Annotated in this window: 1 protein-coding gene; it reads right to left on the bottom strand. The window is 70.6% G+C overall.

Going from position 1 to position 1,529, the window contains the following annotated elements:
* A partial coding sequence (locus tag HIR71_RS16215; protein WP_169326095.1) for an IS110 family RNA-guided transposase occupies nucleotides 1–1,259 on the bottom strand: 1,259 nt, incomplete at its 3' end.
* Between the last annotated feature and the right edge of the window lie 270 nt (nucleotides 1,260–1,529).

Genomic DNA, 1,529 nt, shown 5'->3' with positions numbered 1-1,529 from the left:
GCCGCCGTTTCGGTGGTGTGGTGTTGGTTGGTGAGGAGTCGTTGCAGGGCGTTGTGTCGGTCGGGGTCGTAGGCGGTGCCGTCTTGCCAGCAGTGCCAGATGACGTAGAGCCAGGCGCGGGCGAGGATCCGTACGGCGTGGGGGTGGTCGTGGCCTCGTTCGCGGGCGCGCCGGTAGAGGTCGGCGGCCCAGGGGTTGGTGTGTCGGCTGTCGCCGGCGAAGTCGGTGACGGCGTCGCGCAGCTGCTTGTCGCAGGCCCAGCGGAAGGTGACGGCGCGCAGCTTGCCGGACTGCCTGGTGGAGGGTGCGGCGCCGGCGAGGCAGGCGAGGGATTCGGGGGTGGGGAACTTGGCTCGGCAGTCGCCGATCTCGGCGAGCAGGCGAGCGGCGCGCACCCGCCCGGCTCGGGGCAGGCTGGTGAAGATGTGGCCGTCGGCGTGGGTGTCGAGCTGGCGGCTGATCTGTGCGGAGAGCGCTTTGATCTGGTCGACGAGGGTCGTCAGCACCGTCAGCAGGGCTCGGGTGATGTGGGCCTGGGTGTCGGCGTCGTGGCTGGTGATGCCGCGCGGCGCAGCGGCGAGCCGACCGTGCAGCACGGCGGGGTCGGTTCTGCCGGAGTAGCCCTGCTTGGTCAGCCAGTCGCCGAGTCGCTTGGGGGTCAGCCAGTCGGCGCGGTCCTGGGTGGTGAACCGGGTCAGGAAGGCCAGACTGATCTCGGAGTCGATCTCGGCGAACAGGCCCACACCGCCGGGGAAGACGTTGCGCAGGTGCGCGCGCAACTGGTTGGCCACGGCGACCCGGTGGGACACCAGGTCCTTACGGGCCCGGCAGGCGCGGCGCAGCGCGGTGGTGGCGGGGGTGTCCGGTTCGAGCCGGCGCAGCCTGGGCCGGTCGGTGCGCAGCGTGTCGGCCAGGACGAACGCGTCGAACCGGTCGTCCTTGTTGCCCGCGGAGCCGTACCGGCCGCGCAGGTTCTTGACCTGGTTCGGGCTGATCACGACCACGGTCAGGTCGGCGCCCAGGAGGGTGTCGATGACCGGTCCGTCGGGTCGTTCGATGGCGACCTCACCGACGCCGTGCCGGCCCAGGAAGCCGATCAGATCACGCAGCCCGGCGGCGGTGTGCTCGATCAGGGTGCGGGCGACCTGGCGGCCGCGGGTGTCCACGACGCACACGGCGTGGTCGTCGCGGGCCCAGTCGATCCCGGCGGTCACGTCATTGATGGGTGTGTCGGGCAGGGTGTTGCTGGCAGACTTCACGTCAGCCTCCTCGCTGCTAGTCCCAGTGGGGAGGCACCTTCATGTGGTGCCGCTGGTGCCGAGACGCGGCTGCCGGTTCGCTCACTGATCGGCGCTCGGAGGCGCTCAGCCCTGTCGACGGTCCGCACGTCCCGGGCAACCACCAGACCCCGCATATCTCATGCTGGACGTCGAACGCGTCAAGCGAGCAGGGCGATGACCTGGTGGCACCTCGGGTGCATCAGCGCCCCATCGGGGAGCGCCGACACAAGGATGGTGGACCAGTGAGCG

The organism is Cellulomonas fimi (assembly GCF_012952065.1).
In the GTDB taxonomy this organism is placed as follows: domain Bacteria; phylum Actinomycetota; class Actinomycetes; order Actinomycetales; family Cellulomonadaceae; genus Pengzhenrongella; species Pengzhenrongella fimi_A.
This window is presented reverse-complemented; position numbering and strand designations above follow the sequence as displayed.